Origin of the sequence: Streptococcus sp. 'group B' (assembly GCF_002073795.1) — a bacterium.
GTDB classification, from domain to species: Bacteria; Bacillota; Bacilli; order Lactobacillales; family Streptococcaceae; genus Streptococcus; species Streptococcus agalactiae.
In genome coordinates this window covers 1106034-1123948 of sequence record NZ_CP020432.1, presented here as the reverse complement: position 1 = coordinate 1123948, position 17915 = coordinate 1106034, and the positions used below count along the sequence as shown (strand labels likewise).

The 17915-nt window shown below is 35.9% G+C and carries 10 protein-coding genes; 2 read left to right on the top strand and 8 right to left on the bottom strand.

From position 1 onward, the window contains the following. Window positions 1–75: 75 nt before the first annotated feature. The 5 genes from lpdA to A6J68_RS06040 all read right to left on the bottom strand — a co-directional run bounded on the left by lpdA (window position 76) and on the right by A6J68_RS06040 (window position 7509). Window positions 76–1833, bottom strand: a complete 1758-nt coding sequence (gene lpdA / locus A6J68_RS06060; protein ID WP_000863368.1) for a dihydrolipoyl dehydrogenase — start codon at window positions 1831–1833, stop codon at window positions 76–78. 59 nt (window positions 1834–1892) lie between these two features. Then, window positions 1893–3281 (bottom strand): dihydrolipoamide acetyltransferase, encoded by a 1389-nt coding sequence (locus A6J68_RS06055; protein WP_000257562.1) that lies wholly within the window; start codon window positions 3279–3281, stop codon window positions 1893–1895. Window positions 3282–3407: 126 nt separating this feature from the next. Further along, complete coding sequence (locus A6J68_RS06050; RefSeq protein ID WP_000005088.1) at window positions 3408–4406, bottom strand: alpha-ketoacid dehydrogenase subunit beta; 999 nt, start codon at window positions 4404–4406, stop codon at window positions 3408–3410. Window positions 4407–4480: 74 nt separating this feature from the next. Then, entirely contained in the window at window positions 4481–5449 is a 969-nt protein-coding gene (locus A6J68_RS06045; protein WP_000258166.1) for a thiamine pyrophosphate-dependent dehydrogenase E1 component subunit alpha, read from the bottom strand. 149 nt (window positions 5450–5598) lie between these two features. Then, window positions 5599–7509: an ABC-F family ATP-binding cassette domain-containing protein gene (locus A6J68_RS06040; protein WP_000584915.1), complete on the bottom strand. Its 1911-nt coding sequence runs from the start codon at window positions 7507–7509 to the stop codon at window positions 5599–5601. Window positions 7510–7636: 127 nt separating this feature from the next. Here A6J68_RS06040 and mnmE point away from each other — a divergent pair, with 127 nt between their 5' ends. After that, on the top strand, window positions 7637–9013 hold the full coding sequence (gene mnmE / locus A6J68_RS06035; RefSeq protein ID WP_000028887.1) for a tRNA uridine-5-carboxymethylaminomethyl(34) synthesis GTPase MnmE: 1377 nt from the start codon (window positions 7637–7639) through the stop codon (window positions 9011–9013). Window positions 9014–9044: 31 nt separating this feature from the next. Here mnmE and A6J68_RS06030 read toward each other — a convergent pair whose 3' ends face one another. From A6J68_RS06030 to rexB, 3 genes are read right to left on the bottom strand one after another with little or no spacing between them, the layout of a single operon-like run. Further along, a complete protein-coding gene (locus tag A6J68_RS06030) occupies window positions 9045–9962 on the bottom strand; it encodes a magnesium transporter CorA family protein (RefSeq protein ID WP_000634649.1) in 918 nt (305 codons plus the stop codon). A 12-nt stretch (window positions 9963–9974) separates the two neighbouring features. Next, on the bottom strand, window positions 9975–13598 hold the full coding sequence (addA, locus tag A6J68_RS06025; protein WP_000143239.1) for a helicase-exonuclease AddAB subunit AddA: 3624 nt from the start codon (window positions 13596–13598) through the stop codon (window positions 9975–9977). After that, a complete protein-coding gene (rexB, locus tag A6J68_RS06020) occupies window positions 13588–16821 on the bottom strand; it encodes an ATP-dependent nuclease subunit B (protein WP_000772305.1) in 3234 nt (1077 codons plus the stop codon). Before rexB ends, addA begins: the two co-directional genes overlap by 11 nt. Window positions 16822–16998: 177 nt before the next feature. On the opposite strand from rexB, the gene A6J68_RS06015 reads away from it, so the two are divergent. Continuing rightward, a complete protein-coding gene (locus A6J68_RS06015; protein WP_000686762.1) occupies window positions 16999–17901 on the top strand; it encodes a neutral zinc metallopeptidase in 903 nt (300 codons plus the stop codon). Window positions 17902–17915: the final 14 nt, after the last annotated feature.

Below are 17915 nucleotides of genomic sequence, written 5' to 3'. Positions count from 1 at the left end.
TATAATATTCAGACAATACATACGTGAAAAGAGATTGAAGCTATAAAAGCTCAATCTCAAATATATTAAACAAAATTATTTGCGTTTTGGAGGGTTGTGAATAGCTTCACCGAGAACATCTAAGAAAGCTTCGTACATAACTTCAGAGAATGTTGGGTGACCATGGATAGATTGTGCTACATCATAGACAGTCAACTCATTTTCCATAATCGTAGAAGCTTCATTAATCAATTCCGCTGCAGCTGGACCAATAATGTGAACACCAAGAATCTCTTTATACTTAGGTTCAGCAATTACTTTTACAAAACCATGTGCTTCATTTGAAGCGATAGCACGACCATTGCCTGTAAAGCTATTTTTACCAACTAATATGTCACCATATTGTTCACGTGCTTGCTCTTCTGTCATCCCCACCATTGCTACTTCAGGATGAGTATAAACAGCTGCTGGAGTGAAATCTAGATGTGCTTTACGCTTATTACCGCCGAGTGCGTTTTCAGCAGCTACTTCACCCATACGGTATGCAGCATGAGCTAACATACGAGTTCCATTAACATCACCTGGTGCATAGATACCTGGAATTGAAGTTTCTTGATAAGCATTAACTTTAATACGTCCACGTTCCATCTCAAGTTCAGGCTCAAGATTTTCAAGACCATTCATTTGTGGAACACGTCCAATTGAAAGAAGAGCTTTATCAGCAACAACTTCTTCGCCGTTGTTTAATTTAAGCGTTAATTGATTATTGGCTTCAACAATTTCAGAAACACCAACTGATGTTTTAATCTTCATTCCCTTCTTAGCAAGGATTTTTTGAAGTTCTAGCGATACTTCTTTATCCATTGCTGGAATGATGCGATCAGCCATTTCAATAACAGTTACGTCAACACCATATGAAGCCCATACAAGACCAAGCTCAATACCTACGACACCACCACCCATAACAGCAAGTGACTTAGGAATTTCACGTAAATCAAGAATATCATCTGATGTTAATACTAATGGTGATTCAATACCTGGAATATTAATACGAGATACCTTAGAACCAGTCGCAAGGACGACGTTACGACCTTTGATAACTTTATCGCCAATAACAACAGATTTATCAGGGTTTACTTGTCCAAGTCCATTGAAAATTTCAACTTTGTTCGCTTTCAAGAGACCACGTACACCACCAGTCAATGTCTTAACTACAGAATTTTTAAAGGCAACAGTCTTATCCATATCAATTGCATAGTTAGTTGAAGCAAGGTTGATACCACGTCCAGCTGCTACTTTCAAACCATCTAGGATTTCAGCATTTTTAAGATATGTTTTTGTAGGGATACAACCAACATTCAAACACGTACCGCCAAATTCAGTTTTCTCAACAATGGCAATTTTTCCTCCAAGTTGAGCACCGCGGATTGCTGCGTAATAACCTGCAGGGCCACCACCTACGACTACGATATCGTACTCATCAGCTGCAAGTTCTTCTTTAGGAGTTGCTGCTGCAACTGTCTCTTGTGAAGGAGCAGCAGGTCCAGAAACTGATTGACCATCTTCAGCTGTGATAGTTGCATCAGCCGAAGGTGATGACGTACCTACTTCTTCACCTTCTTCTCCGATATAGGCAATCACTTCAGTGACAGGAACAACATCTCCTGCCTGATGTACAATTTTTAAAAGTACACCAGTGTCTTCTGCTTCAATTTCCATATTGGTTTTATCAGACATGATTTCAAGAAGGACATCACCTTCATTAACGGTGTCACCTTCATTTTTTTTCCACTCAAGGATTTCGCCTTCTTGCATGTCAACCCCAAGTTTTGGCATAATTACATCAAAAGCCATTTTTTATTTCCTCTTTCGTTTTTCGAATAACTTATTATATCAAATTAAGACCTACGGAATCAAATAAGTAAACCAAATGGGTTTTCCATTAAGTTCTTAAGATCAACCATAAACTTAGCACCATTCATTCCATCAACAATACGGTGGTCAATTGTTAAACACATTGCCATGATTGGTCGAGCTACAATTTCACCATCAACCACTGTTGGAGTCGGAATAGTAGCACCTACTCCAAGGATTGCTGAGTTCGGTTGATTGATAATTGGGTTAAACGTCTTAGTACCAAACATACCTAAGTTAGTAATTGAGAATGTTGAACCTGACATTTCAGCTGATTTTAATTTACCTTCTTGAGTTTTCTTAATAACATCTTTAGATGCTATAACAAAGTCAGAAAGTGACATTTGATCAGCATTGTGAACAACAGGAACAATCAAACCATCATCAAGACCAACTGCGATTCCAATATTAACAAAATTATGAAGCTCAATTTCTTGTGCATCGTTAATTAATGAAGCATTTAGGTATCGATGCTCTGGTTTCATCAATGTCTTAACAACGGCCATTCCAATCAAATCAGTAAAGCTGACTTTCAAGCCTGTTTTAGCCATGATTGGATCAATTAATTTCTTGCGAAGAGCCATCATTTCAGTCATATCAATATCATAGTTAAGTGTAAAGCTTGGAGCAGTGAGGTAAGAGTTAGTCATACCTTTAGAAATAGCCTTACGCATTGCAGACATCTTAATGACTTCAACACCTTCTGGTAATTGTTTTTCTTCTGTTGTTGGTGTAGCTTTCGTTTTTACAGGAGCCTCTGCTGCTTGCGGTGACATAGCAGCCAAAACATCATTTTTAACAATTTTACCACGAATACCACTGCCAGTGATTTCTGCTATATCAACTCCTTGATCTTCAGCAATTCGACGTGCCAATGGTGTAATACGTGGTTGAGCACCCTTGAAGCTTTCAACATCTTCTCTGTGAACGCGACCATTTGCCCCTGTTCCAGATACTAGTGCAAGGTCAATAGACATCTCTCTTGCTAATTTACGAGCTGCAGGAGTGGCACGTACTTTTTCACCACTTGTAGCTGCTGGCACACTTGGTTCTGATGTTTCTTCAACTTTTTCTGGTTCTGAAGTTACTTGTGTCGCGTTTTCTTCAACTGATGTATTTTCAGAAGAAGATGCTTCTGTTACTTCTTCACCTTCAGCACCGATACAGCCAATTGTCTCAGTTACAGGAACAACATCTCCATTCCCATGTGTGATTTTTAGTAAAACACCTGAGTCTTCTGCTTCAATCTCCATATTTGTTTTATCTGACATAATTTCAAGTAGGACGTCACCTTCATTAACAACATCACCTACCTGTTTTTTCCACTCAAGGATTTCGCCTTCTTGCATGTCAACCCCGAGTTTAGGCATAATAATTTCGACAGCCATAGTTTTCCTTTCACACTAAACTATATCGTCAAATATATGTTTCATCTAACGATATAAATTAAAACCTATAAACAAGGAAAGAGGCTAAGTTTTCACTCATTCCTCAGTCCCTCTTTGTTTTATGAATTATTTACCTTTGTTAACTACTTTGTAGATAGCATCTTTAATTTTTGCTACATCAGGTAAGATTCCTTGTTCAAGTACACGTGAATACGGTACTGGAACATCTTCACTTGCAAGACGCACGATAGGATGATCAAGGTAATCAAATGCTTCACTTTCAGCAACCATAGTTGCAATTTCACCAGTGAAACCACCAGTTTTATAAGCATCGTTAACCAAGATCAATTTACCAGTTTTCTTAACAGAATCGATAATTAATTCTTTATCAAGCGGAATAAGTGTACGTGGATCAACAACCTCAACGTTAATACCTTCCTCAGCAACTTCTTCAGCAGCTTGCATAACACGCTCAAGCATACGGCCATAAGAAACAATTGTTAAGTCAGTACCTTCACGCTTAATATCCCCTTTACCAAGTGGAATATAGAAATCAGGATCCATATTAACTTCTTCTTTCTTACCATAGAGAGCTTTTGGCTCTAAGAAGATAACTGGGTTATTGTCAAGAATAGAAGATTTCAAAAGTGCTTTTGACTCATTAACAGTACCAGGTGCAACAACTTTTAGACCTGGAATGTGTGTTAACCAAGCTTCTAATGATTGTGAGTGTTGTGCAGCCGAACCAATACCTGACCCTGATGCCACACGGAAAGTAACTGGAGTTGATAGACCTCCACCAAACATATAATTCGTTTTAGCACCTTGGTTAACGATAGCATCCATTGCGATTGTTACGAAATCCATGAATGTCAAATCAACGATAGGACGCAAACCTGTTTGTGCAGCACCGATAGCTGAACCTGCAATCGCAGCCTCTGAGATTGGTGTGTCGCGAACGCGCTTAGCACCAAACTCTTCTAACATACCAACAGATGTACCGAAGTCTCCTCCATATACACCTACATCTTCACCCATTAAAAATACTTTTTCATCTTTGCGCATTTCTTCGCTCATAGCGACATTAATCGCTTCGCGCAAAGCCATAACTTTAGTTTCGCTCATTATTTCCTCCGAATATCCGTTTTTTAATCAATTGAATAATAGAACGAGATAAATCTCATCTACTTTAGGTTATTTTAGTCCACAAAAACGTCTTCAAATGCAACAGACATATCAGGGAATGGACTTTCTTCAGCGAATTTAACCCCTTCTTCAACTTCTTTAATCACTTGTGCTTCAATAGCTGCAAGCTCTTCTTCAGTAGCGATTTCATTTTCAATTAAGTATGCACGGTAGCGTTTTACTGGATCTTTAGCTTTCCATGAATCAACTTCTTCTTTAGTACGGTATACCCCAGCATCAGCAGTTGAATGACCAAACCAACGGTATGATTCAACCTCTACAATAGCTGGTCCATTTCCTGAACGCACGTAATTGATAACTTCATGCATTTTCTCGTAAACAGCCATAAGATCATTACCATCTTCAACATAATGCCCTGGAATACCGTACGCATCAGCACGCATGTAAAGGTGAGGAATTTTAGTTGAGTATGTGATGTCTGTTGAGATACCATAACGGTTGTTGATGATAAAGAAGATAACTGGTAAGTTCCAAACAGCAGCTAAGTTAACTGACTCATGGAATGAGCCTTCGTTAGTCGCTGAGTCACCCGAAAAGGCGATAACAATGTTATCAGTTCCTTCATATTGCTGTGTAAGGGCAGCACCTACCGCAAGCGCATATCCTCCACCGACGATACCGTTTGTTCCATAGTTACCTTTTTCAAGGTTTGCTAAGTGCATTGAGCCTCCACGACCTTTTGATGTTCCTGTTGCTTTACCAGCAAGTTCAGCAAACATTCCACCAATATCAATACCTTTTGCAATAGTTTGTCCGTGTCCACGGTGGTTTGAGAAAATGATATCTGAATCTGTTAAATCTTGGATAGCACCTACTGAAGCAGCTTCTTCACCAACAGAGAAGTGAGTCATCCCTTGGACGAAACCACGACGAACCAATTTGTTAAATTTCATATCAACATCACGAATACGTTGCATTTTTAGAAACATATCCAAGTGTTGTTCTTTAGATAGAGTTACCATTCTAACCTCCAAAAAAATCTTTATTACTTAATCATTGTATAAGTTTTTTTCACAAGATGCAAGAATTTGAACCGCTTTCTTTGTTTTCGTAAAAGGCATCTCAATTTAAAATGTACTTTTTTTCACAAACTATTGTTTTTGAAATTTTCTCACAAATCTAGTCTCATATTTAGATTTTCCCATTCTTCCATTAATAGCAATTGTTCTTCTTGGATTGATTCCAGCTCTTTTTGTAAATCAGAGAGTTTTCCGATGTCATTGGTTTCTAACATTAAACCATTGATATTGTTTTCATCATTTTCAAGAACTTCCAAACGTGCCTCAATTTCTGCAACGCGACGGGTAATTTTCCTAAATTCCTTTTGATTTGCTTTTTGTGTCTCATAATCTGATGTAACGTCGATTTCTGTTTTTGAAGCACTCACTTCTTCTTCATTTAAACGGGCTAATTCCTCTAGTTCGGCTTTCTTAGTGAGGTAATAATCATAATCTCCTAGATAGAGAGTACTTCCCTTATCAGAAATTTCGAGAACCTTAGTTGCCACACGATTAATAAAATAGCGATCATGACTAACAAAAAGTAATGTGCCATCAAATTCGATGAGTGCATTTTCTAAGACTTCTTTACTATCAATATCCAAGTGGTTTGTTGGCTCATCTAATATGAGGAAATTATTATTTTCCATAGATAATTTTGCCAATAGCAAACGCGCTCGTTCACCACCGGATAGCATTGAAACTGATTTTTTAACATCATCACCTGAAAAAAGAAAAGCTCCTAAACGGTTTCTAATTTCAACTTCTGGAGTTGTTGAAAAAGCATTCCATAACTCATCTAAAACAGTATTCGTTTTTGTTAAATTACTTTGACTTTGATCGTAATACCCAGTTTCGACATTTGCTCCTAATTTTGCTTCTCCTTTGATAAAAGGAATTTGCCCAACAAGCGATTTGATTAAAGTTGATTTCCCGATACCATTTGGACCTACAATTGCAATAGCATCAAATTTCTTCACGTCCAAATCGATTGGCTCCGATAAAGAAACACCTTCATAACCAATAGCTGCATTCTCAAGTGTTAAAACAACATTCCCTGAGACTTTCCCAGCATGAAAAGTCATATTAGCTGATTTTTGCTCTACATTCGGTTTGTCGAGTCGTTCCATCTTTTCTAATTGTTTACGACGAGCTTGTGCTCGTTTAGTGGTTGAAGCCCTAACAATGTTACGTTGTACAAAATCTTCTAACTTAGCAATTTCTTTTTGTTGCTTTTCAAAATTCTTTTCTTCAGTCGCTATTTTCTCTGCCTTAAGATCCATAAATTTCGAATAATTGCCTACATAGCGGTCTAGAGAATGTGTCGTTAAATCATAAGTTACTGTAGCTACCTTGTCTAAAAAATAGCGGTCATGGCTGACAATAATAAGGGCTCCTTGATAATTTACAAGATAATTTTCTAACCAAGCAATCGTATCAATGTCTAAATGGTTCGTTGGTTCATCTAAAACAAGTAATTCTGGCTTTTCAAGTAGCATTTTTGCAAGCGCTAATCGTGTATTTTGCCCACCAGACAATTCACTAATAGGCATTTCCCACATATCACTGTTAAACTTAAAGCCATTTAAAATAGCCTTTATATCTGATTCATAGGTAAAGCCACCTTTTTCACGAAACTCTTCTGACAAAATATCGTATGTTTTCATCAATTGTTCCAGGTCACTTCCTGAAACTTGTCCCATTTGTAATTCCAATTCACGTAAGCGCTTCTCTACTTCTCTTAATGAATCAAAAACTTGTAACATTTCTTGGAAAATTGTATTTTCAGATTGAAAACGACTATCTTGTGCCAAGTAGGACAAACTCAAATCACGCTTTTTATTTATTTCTCCTTTTGTCGGAGCCTCTTCACCAACTAAAATTTTAAGAAGCGTTGATTTGCCAGCACCATTACGTCCAACAAGAGCAATACGATCACGTTGATCAACTTGAATATTAATATTATCAAAAAGCACATCACCTGAAAATGAGCGCTCAATTTTGTTTCCTTGTAGTATAATCATAGTTTTATTATAGCATACCTTCAAATAAAACCATTATGGAAATCTTCTCTTTTAATCAAATGATTGCACCTTTTAGGGCTTTAGGTTACAATGAATGTTAGTAATTCCCAAGAAAGAGAGAGACTTTATGTCTATTACAAAAGAATTTGATACCATCGCAGCTATTTCAACTCCTCTCGGTGAGGGAGCTATTGGTATTGTCCGTATATCTGGTACAGATGCCTTAAAGATAGCATCAAAAATTTATCGTGGAAAAGATCTATCCGCTATCCAATCCCATACCTTAAACTATGGTCATATTGTGGACCCAGATAAAAATGAAATCTTGGATGAAGTTATGTTAGGCGTTATGCTTGCTCCAAAAACATTCACAAGAGAAGATGTTATTGAAATTAATACGCATGGAGGAATTGCAGTTACTAACGAAATTCTTCAGTTAATTTTACGACATGGAGCACGAATGGCTGAACCAGGAGAATTTACTAAACGTGCTTTTTTAAACGGTCGAGTTGACTTGACTCAGGCTGAAGCTGTTATGGATCTTATTAGAGCTAAAACAGATAAAGCAATGGATATTGCCGTTAAGCAATTAGATGGTTCTTTAAAGACACTAATCAATAACACTCGACAAGAAATTCTAAATACTCTAGCCCAAGTTGAAGTTAATATCGATTACCCTGAATATGATGACGTTGAAGAGATGACTACAACACTGATGCGTGAAAAAACACAAGAGTTTCAAGCACTTATGGAAAATTTACTTCGAACTGCCCGACATGGAAAAATTCTTCGAGAAGGACTTTCAACAGCAATCATTGGTCGTCCAAATGTCGGTAAATCCAGCTTACTAAATAACCTCTTACGTGAAGAAAAGGCGATTGTGACAGATATTGAAGGAACAACTCGTGATGTTATTGAAGAATACGTCAATATTAAAGGAGTTCCTTTAAAACTAGTTGACACTGCTGGTATCCGTGATACAGATGATATCGTTGAAAAAATTGGTGTTGAACGTTCAAAGAAGGCTTTAGAAGAAGCCGACCTTGTGTTGTTGGTTCTCAATAGTTCCGAACCACTAACATTACAAGACCGCTCCCTTCTAGAACTAAGTAAAGAAAGTAATCGTATCGTATTACTCAATAAAACGGATCTTCCTCAAAAAATAGAAGTTAACGAATTACCTGAAAATGTTATTCCAATTTCGGTTTTAGAAAATGAAAACATCGATAAAATCGAAGAACGTATTAACGATATTTTCTTTGACAATGCTGGTATGGTAGAACATGACGCTACTTATCTATCGAATGCTCGCCATATCTCACTAATTGAAAAAGCCGTTGATAGTTTAAAAGCTGTCAATGAGGGCTTGGAATTAGGAATGCCTGTTGATCTCTTACAAGTCGATATGACTAGAACTTGGGAAATACTTGGAGAAATCACTGGGGATGCAGCTCCAGATGAGCTAATAACTCAGCTCTTCAGCCAATTCTGCTTAGGTAAATAAAAAATGTTCGGTGCTTACGCACTGAACATTTTTATTTTCTTAAGTTAAAAACTCGTTTTAAAATTTGAGCAATAATAACCCAAAGTAAGACCGAAGTAGCAATAACAATTAACCATGAACTCCGTGATTCTGTAAGAGGTAATGGAATATTCATCCCAAAAAAGCCAGTAATTGCTGCAATAATCGCTAAATTAATCGAAATGATATTCAAACCTGTTAAGTTTTCGTTCAAGTTATTATTTAAGACATTATTAAAAGTAGATGATAATTGTGAAAGTACCTGACTGTTTAATTGTGTCATACTGACTAACTGATGCGCTTCAATGAGAGCATCTGATAACTGTTCTTTTTCCACTTCAGAATTAAATCGCTGACTAGGATGAACATCTAATTGCTCTAATACCAATGCATTTTGATTGGCAGCTGTCAAAAGATAAACGGAGCCTGTCTCTAGGTCACTCATGGCTAATAAGCGCTTATTGGTTGTTTGTTCTCTCAATTGACGGTTGAGAATATCCTTTTCTCTATCAATTTTCGATACAACATTAAAATATTGTTTTGTAATCAAAGTTAAAGCTGCAAATAAAAATTTTTTAGGAGAGACATCTGGATTACGGTCTAGATATTTTTGCAATAGTTCTAGCATATAACTATTTCGAGACCGTGTCACCGTTATCAAACGGTCGTGTGATAAGCAAAAGGTCATCGGAACGGTCTCATAATAACTTTCTTTCTGCTTTAGATCAATAGTATTAAAAATAATCGTCAAGACTTCTTTTCCTTTAATATGAGAACATTCCATAAAGGCTCGTTCATAATCATCCAGAGCATATGTAATAATCTCACTATCCAAATATTTTGCTTGAATTTCCGATGTTTCTGTTCGCAATTGCTCTGCTTCAATGTTAATCCAAGTAAAACCATTTCCAAATTTTTGTTCGACTATCATTTTTTCCTTTCTTTAATCCATTTTTACCACTTCTAGCTGTTTACCACCTAAAAGAATTAAGTATTTGTCTATCCTTTCTATCTCGTAAGATTTTTTTAAAGCTTCTGCATATAAAGCCATTTGCCCCTGATAGCGTTCTTTTAATTCCAGAGGATTGACAAATTTATCAGTCTTATAATCAAATAGAATTATCCGATTTTCTAATAGTAGATACCCATCAATAATACCACGTACAACGAATTTCTCACCACTCTCCGGATCTTCTTTTAACATGGCAAAAGGTGCCTCTCGATGTAGATGTTCTACTTCTTCTTGTATATATTTACCGAGTGAGTTTTCTTGGAAAAAATAGTTGATTTTTTCAATCTGAATAGCCGCTTTGATACTTGTTTCAGCATTCACTTCTGTCAAGGCTTTTTGAATATCTTCCATTTTGACATGAGATGACATCTCTATGCGTTGCATTAATTCATGTACAGCAGATCCTAAAGCTGCTGGGTCTTGCTTTTTACTTGTAGAAAAATCAGGTAACTTAAAATCTACTGATGTTTTAGTAATAGTTTCCATCACATCAACGCCTTCTATATCTAGAATAGGCTCATAGAATTTTTTGACTTGACTTGGTGTTCTTACTGTCGGTAACTCAATAGCCGCTTTATAAGTTTGATTAATCTGTTCAACAGATTCTAACACGCTAATCGCGTGCACGATATCTTCAGACTGACGATTCTCTGCCTTATTATCGGGATTGAAAGGTAGACTAGGATTAACCATCCCTATGTGGTGATCTGTTAATTCCTCTAATGATACGAAGTTGATGTCATAAAACAACTCTTGTTTCTTATAGGTTTCATGAACAGCCAGTAACCAATCTTGAAAGGTCACAAAAGTCTCACGACTAGCTAATGGGAGATAATTATTTTCAGATACTAAGTCATAATGATCAGCCCATTTGGTTTGACTAGCCTTACCAACCAGATATAATTTTTTCTCTGCACGTGTCATAGCTACGTAAAGTAAACGCATTTGCTCTGATAAAGTAGCTAAGCGTAACTCTCTTTTATTAAGTTGGTAAGGAAGTGTTTCCATGCTAACCTTTACTGCAGGCAGTATCTCTTCTTCGAGTTCATGTCGCATATCAGCAACATATTTAATACCAATTCCTTGATTTCGGCTTAAAATAAGAGGGGAAGTTATGTCTACCATTGAAAATTTCTTATCAATATTTAAAATAAATACATACTTAAACTCAAGACCCTTTGATTTGTGTATAGTCATTAGGTTAACAGCATTTTGCGGTAATGCCACCTCAACATCTGCCAAATCATTTTCATTTTCTAAAACTTTATCAATCATTCGAATAAAACGTGATAAACCCTTGAAACCTGTTTTTTCAAACTGATTTGCTCGAAGTGCCAAGGCATATAGATTGGCTTGACGTTGCTCAGCTTTAGGCAGAGCTCCTACATAATCATAATAAAAACGGTCATTATATATTTTCCATATTAAATCATAAAGCGAATGCCATTTAGCAAAATCACGCCAAGTCTGGAATGTCTTCATAAAGTAATCTATTTTAGAAGATAATTCTGGAGTAATTAAATCACTATGATGACCTTCTTTATGATAAGACAATTTCACTTTATGATAAAAAGCCATTTTGACATCATGAATAGCAATTCTTGTTAAATCATCTTCATTAAAGCCAAACATGGGAGATCTCAAAAGAGCAACTAGAGCATAATCATTTAAGGGATTATCAATTGATCGCAAAGTATCAAGCATTACCATCACTTCGACTGATTTTAAGTAATTTTGCTCCCCACCGTCAGTTACCAAAGGAATACCATAACGGTCAAAAGTTTGTAAGATACCATCATTCCTTGTCCTTGAAGAAACTAAGAGGGTGATATCTTGAAAGGGAACATTCTCTTCTTTATGCAATCGAATAATTTCTTTTGCGACTAACTTTGCTTCAGCTGGGCTAATATCATATTGTTGACTATCACTGTCATCTATATCATCTTCATCAGTATCTAATAGTAAAACTTGTGTTTTATTATTCGGATGTCTTTCTTGCTGTCTTGGACTACCAGCTTTTAATTGGTGACTTTCATCATAAAGAATGTCTCCTACTTCTTCATCCATAAGATGTGTAAACACACTATTTGTACTGTCTAAAACCTCTGATTGACTCCGAAAATTCTCTTTCAGAATAATTAATTTCCCTTGACTTGGATTGTCTTGGTAAGCTTTGTATTTATCATTAAAAATTTGTGGATCAGCCTGACGAAAACGGTAAATTGATTGTTTTATGTCTCCAACCATGAAACGATTATGTCCATTAGACAATAATTCTAATATTCTCTCTTGGGTATGGTTATTGTCCTGATACTCATCAACCATTACTTCATGATACTTATCTTGATAAATTTGCCTAATATCATGATTTTCTTCCAATATTTGAATTGCAAAATGGGCAATATCAGAAAATTCAAAAGCATTTTCTTGAATCTTCTCCTGTAAATATTGTTCTGAGAAATCTAAAACAAAGGATTGCAATAATTCTAACAAGAAAAGAGATTCTCCTTGATACTTAAAAATAACTTCTAAGTGCTTAAGTCCAACGATACGATTATGCAATTGTTTAAAGATAGGATATTTAACGCCAGCAACTGTAACATCATTGCCTGAAGGAATCACATTAGTGATATCACGTGCCAAATTAGCCAATCCTTTTTTTCCATACAGCAAATTAAAGTCTTGAGACCAATGGACTAAATTTTCAATTATTTTAAGGTGTTTTTTGTAATTTGCTGTCGGAACCCCTTTAGCAGTTAATTGCTTATAATCTTCTTGATCCGTTAAATCACGTAATTGATTAGCAGTTGTTTGCATTACATTTAAAAGGCTTGAAACTTCTTGATCTGGAATAGCTTCAAAATCAGTGTAAGTTTGTGCACCTTTTAGAAAAACTGTTTGCATCCAGCGCTTGGGGTTATCGATGGACTGGCTAAAAGCATAAACTTTATAAACCATTTCTCGAAAAGCTTTGCTATCTTTACGATTACCTGAGAAATTTTTGACTAATTTTATGAATGAAGCTGCATTCTTCCCAGTCATGTAGTCAGAAAATAAATCAGCATAGACCTCATTCTTTATGACGTCTTGCTCATTTTTATCTTGTAAAATCCTAAATATAGGTGATATGCCCAAAGTATAACCATATTGGTTAACTATTTTTTGCGTAAAAGCATCCATAGTACCAATATCAGCTGTTTGAATGCCGACAAGTTGCTGGGTGAGAAACTGTTTTAAATCATCTGATTCTGCGGATTTCAAAGACTCGTTTATTTTCTTTTCTAAACGTTCTTTGAGCTCACCTGCCGCTTTTACTGTAAATGTTGAGATAAACAAAGACTCAATCGGAACCCCTCTTAAAAGTTTATCTAAAATCCGCTCAACCATTACAAAAGTCTTTCCAGAACCAGCCGAAGCTGATACCAGGACATTGTTACCAAAAGTATAAATTGCTTCAATTTGTTCAGGCGTTCGCTTTTGTTTTTTATCAGAATTTTTTTCTTCTGTCTGAATAACAGCAATATCTTCTGGATTTAAGAAAGGCTTAAAGGTCATCATTTTCCTCCTCTTGCTGCATTAATGTTAAGAAACCTTGACGTTTTTCCTTAGCAGGTAATTTATAAAGCGCTCTGGCACGTGCCATATGCCTATCCGCCTCGAACCCCGTAATACTCTTAAACTGATCACCGTCAACTGTTTTAGCATCTTCTGTATATGGATTGATCAAAAACTTACCTGACTTAATAGTCTCAGATGCTTTTTTGTAAAGCGATTGATTATGTGCTTGTAAAATAGCAATTTCAGCCTCTGAATAAAGGGAATCTTTGAGATGGTATTTCCCATTTGCTAAGAATTCTTTTTCGGCTTCTGAAAATAATCCTTTATAAGTTAAAGCTTGATGATTTTTTGTTACTAAATCATCTAAATTTTTAATTTTAGACAAGTCTTGTCTAGGTTCTTGCATATGTAAGTACATAGCTCCAAAAATCGGTGGTTTTTGTTCAACTTCCTTGTCACGACTGATAGCATCAATGTAGGTGACTAATTGTGGACTTAGACCGTTATAAAATTTTTGGATATCGAATTTTTGAGCGCTTGATTTATAGTCCACGACACCCAAAGAACCATCAGATAAACGATCGATACGGTCAATAATACCGTTAATTTTTATAGTATTATCAATCATTAGTTCAAATCGTTCTTCTTCACTTTCAACAGTCATCTGACTATCTTGTCGTAATATGGTTGCAGTTGCACGCGCGATATCTTCTAAAATTTCTAAAGAATAACGACTTTCTGCATCTTCTGAATACAAGGATTTGAAAACATCTTCTTGATTGGTTTTATTAATTGCAGAGTTGAGTTTCTCTTCAAAAGATTCTATCCCTTGGTTTTTCATCAGAATTTCAAAAACACGATGAAGATACGTTCCGTGGTGCCGCATATCTGGATGAATTGAGTCTTGTTCTTCCAAACCTAACACATATTGTAAAAAATACTTATATTGATTATTATAAAAAGTTGTCAAAGCAGATGAGGATAATTTAAGTGGGTGATCTTCTGGGAAGCGTCTGGTCATCACATCTGATGAAACTGTCACAGTATCAAGACTATCTGTAATTATTGGTATCTCGATCCCTTTAGAAGTTAATTGACGACGCAAATAACGAACAGCAACTGACCAAAAAGTTTGTTCTTCTTTAGTCATCTCTTTGTCAATAGCAGAGCGATACAAGTCAACAACACGCGATAATAAAGCTTTGTAATTCCCAATATTATCAGCTTCTTCTTTTAACGATTGGCGTCCTTTATGATTAAAAGGAACACCTATATCTCTTAGTTCGACAAGATATGGTGACATCTGATCTTCAGACTCATTCAATAATTGTGGTATAGTCAACACTAATGCTTGTTTAGCAGCATTAAAAAGAGAGAGAGCAGCAAAATGGTTTTTCTTCAAATTTTCTCGCGTCATAATGTCAAAATGACCATCAGTGTCATTGGCATCATTTATAAGCTGACGTTCAATATCAGATATTAAAGATTTGTTTTGAGCAATCTTTGGAAAATGTGATTGTGTCATGCCTAGGGCATAGACAAATTGATTACTATGTGGTTCTACCAAGTCGTAAGACTTAACAGTAACCACATCAACAGTAGCAGGGACCATACGATACTCGGCTTGCATCATACCTGAATTTAATAACGATAAAAATTCGTCTAAATTTAATTTTTCTTGACCAAATATTGTTTGAAACTGCTCTAAAATATCTGTAAATGTTTTCCAAACTTCTTGATGTTTTTCTTGTTCATTTTCAGACATTTGACCAACTAATCGCGATAAATTGTCACTCAAACCTACCTGAGTAAGGAAAAACATGAATTGGTTGAGTGTTTTTATACCGTCTTGTTTTTTCGTTTTAACAAAACTTTCCAGTGGAGTAAGGAGGGACTGACGAATAGTGTTAAGACGCCCTAAATCAAATTTTTTAGCCCCCACAACAAAATCTGTAAAGAACTTCTTAGGACCTTTAATATCTGCATATGAGATATAAGCTTCAAAATAATCTAAATCATCTTGACCAATCTCTCCATAAATACCTGTCTTAAAAAGATTTAAAACATCTTCAGCTCTAAATCGATAACGTTTTATTCGCGACAAGGAATCCATAAAATGAACTAAAGGGTGCGCAGCCATTGTTTCAGCTTTACCGAAATAATAAGGAATATCATACTGTTCAAAAATCTTACTTAATTGTAGTTTATAACTATCTACATCTCCTAGTAAAACTAAAATATCTTTGTAGCGATATCCCTGATAAAGTTTCTGACGTATAGCTCTAGCCACATGTTCCACTTCATCTTTTTGATTAATGCACTCCCAAATTGTTATACAATCTTTAGCAGTGTCGTCTAAAATGTGACTACTATTTGTAAAATCATGTTTACCTTCGATATTTTTCGAAATCATTTCAAAACCAGACTTACTTTCCCACTTAGACAAGATAAATTCTGGTTTTGTTTGAAATGTCGTTGCTAGATATCTTAAAAAATCAACCCCTGCAGAATAAATATTTCCATTGGTAAAGTTAGTCTTATACGCTTTTTGGCTAGCATAAGCTCCGATGATAATCTCTTGACAACGTGAACTCAGACTTTTAATTAAAGCTTCTTCTTCAGCTGAGAAACGGGTAAAACCATCGACTATAAGGATAGTGTTCTTTAAATCCACATCTAGCTGTCCTGACCTTACTTGTTCTGTAAAAAAGGCAATTTTAGATTGATTGTCGTATTCTCCTTCTCTTAAAAGATCTGAAACCACTAGAAAAATAGCTAATAGATCTTCAAATTTTTCAGGAGAATGTAAATATTTTAAATCTAAAATACTCAGATTTGCTGTCTGCAATTCTTTGTATAGGTCTACCAATTGACTGATAAAGGAAGCATCTTGCTTCAATCGTCCAAAAACTTTTAATTGTCCATCTTCAAAACTTGCTAAAGCACGATAAAAGATCATTGCTAATCCAATATCGTTTAAACTTTCTTTTTGATTAGGCTGGTTTAAAGTAAAATAACGTGCCAATTGAGCAAAGCGAGTAATTGTAATAGCAAAAGAGGCTTCTTGAGGAAGGGTCTCTAATACTGCACGCTCCTTTTCAAAAGATAAAGAGTTTGGAGCAATATAAAAAATACGCCATCCAGCTTCAGCAGCATGCGCGGCCTGATTGACTAAGATTTCTGTCATATCATGATTAATATCAGTATAAAGTAATTTCATGAATCTCCTATCTTATAAGTCAACTGAGAAATAAACCTTCTTCAACTTATTCTTTACAGTTTATTAATATTATACCAAAAATAGCTTCAAATCTAGGGGAAGATATTTAGTTAAAAATTCAAGCATTTCTTATTAAAATAGTTTATAATGAGCCTATAAAACACTTTGGAGATACTTATGAAAATAGATGACCTAAGAAAAAGCGACAATGTTGAAGATCGTCGCTCCAGTAGCGGAGGTTCATTCTCTAGCGGAGGAAGTGGATTACCGATTCTTCAACTTTTATTGATGCGAGGGAGTTGGAAAACCAAGCTTGTGGTTTTAATCATCTTACTGCTACTTGGCGGAGGGGGACTAACCAGCATTTTTAATGACTCATCCTCACCTTCTAGTTACCAATCTCAGAATGTCTCACGTTCTGTTGATAATAGCGCAACGAGAGAACAAATCGATTTCGTTAATAAAGTCCTTGGATCAACTGAGGATTTCTGGTCACAAGAATTCCAAACCCAAGGTTTTGGAAATTATAAGGAACCAAAACTTGTTCTTTACACCAATTCGATTCAAACAGGTTGTGGTATAGGTGAATCTGCTTCAGAACCATTTTATTGTTCAGCAGATAAAAAAATCTATCTTGATATTTCTTTTTACAATGAATTATCACATAAATATGGTGCTACTGGTGATTTTGCTATGGCCTACGTCATCGCCCATGAAGTTGGTCACCACATTCAAACAGAGTTAGGCATTATGGATAAGTATAATAGAATGCGACACGGACTTACTAAGAAAGAAGCAAATGCTTTAAATGTTCGGCTAGAACTTCAAGCAGATTATTATGCAGGGGTATGGGCTCACTACATCAGGGGAAAAAATCTCTTAGAACAAGGAGACTTTGAAGAGGCCATGAATGCTGCCCACGCCGTCGGAGACGATACCCTTCAGAAAGAAACCTACGGAAAATTAGTGCCTGATAGCTTTACCCATGGAACAGCTCAACAACGCCAACGCTGGTTTAACAAAGGCTTTCAATATGGTGACATCCAACACGGTGATACTTTCTCCGCAGAACATCTATAAATTTTAAATAAAAA

Excerpts from the sequence above, each read along its gene's own strand:
- A6J68_RS06015 (WP_000686762.1), top strand. The coding sequence starts at position 16,999 with ATGAAAATAGATGACCTAAGAAAAAGCGACAATGTTGAAGATCGTCGC.
- A6J68_RS06055 (WP_000257562.1), bottom strand. The coding sequence starts at position 3,281 with ATGGCTGTCGAAATTATTATGCCTAAACTCGGGGTTGACATGCAAGAA.
- A6J68_RS06045 (WP_000258166.1), bottom strand. The coding sequence starts at position 5,449 with ATGGTAACTCTATCTAAAGAACAACACTTGGATATGTTTCTAAAAATG.
- A6J68_RS06030 (WP_000634649.1), bottom strand. The coding sequence starts at position 9,962 with ATGATAGTCGAACAAAAATTTGGAAATGGTTTTACTTGGATTAACATT.
- lpdA (WP_000863368.1), bottom strand. The coding sequence starts at position 1,833 with ATGGCTTTTGATGTAATTATGCCAAAACTTGGGGTTGACATGCAAGAA.
- addA (WP_000143239.1), bottom strand. The coding sequence starts at position 13,598 with ATGACCTTTAAGCCTTTCTTAAATCCAGAAGATATTGCTGTTATTCAG.
- rexB (WP_000772305.1), bottom strand. The coding sequence starts at position 16,821 with ATGAAATTACTTTATACTGATATTAATCATGATATGACAGAAATCTTA.
- A6J68_RS06050 (WP_000005088.1), bottom strand. The coding sequence starts at position 4,406 with ATGAGCGAAACTAAAGTTATGGCTTTGCGCGAAGCGATTAATGTCGCT.
- mnmE (WP_000028887.1), top strand. The coding sequence starts at position 7,637 with ATGTCTATTACAAAAGAATTTGATACCATCGCAGCTATTTCAACTCCT.
- A6J68_RS06040 (WP_000584915.1), bottom strand. The coding sequence starts at position 7,509 with ATGATTATACTACAAGGAAACAAAATTGAGCGCTCATTTTCAGGTGAT.